At 56.5% G+C, this 255-nt stretch carries 1 rRNA gene; it reads left to right on the top strand.

The annotated features are described in order from the left end of the window. A 23S ribosomal RNA gene (locus C7H85_RS19370) occupies positions 1-255 on the top strand; the annotation flags it as partial.

Raw genomic sequence — 255 nt, forward strand, 5'->3', positions numbered from 1 at the left:
GCCCCTAAGGCGAGGCCGAAAGGCGTAGTCGATGGGAAACGGGTTAATATTCCCGTACTGACGTGCATTGCGATGGGGGGACGGAGAAGGCTAGATGGGCCAGGCGTTGGTAGTCCTGGTGAAAGGGCGTAGGTGGTGGCTTTAGGCAAATCCGGAGCCATAACACTGAGACCTGAGACGAAGTCACCACGGTGGCGAAGTCATTGATGCCCTGCTTCCAGGAAAAGCCTCTAAGCAACAGATGCACGTGAACCG

The organism is Zobellella endophytica, assembly GCF_003012775.1.
In the GTDB taxonomy this organism is placed as follows: Bacteria; Pseudomonadota; Gammaproteobacteria; order Enterobacterales; family Aeromonadaceae; genus Oceanimonas; species Oceanimonas endophytica.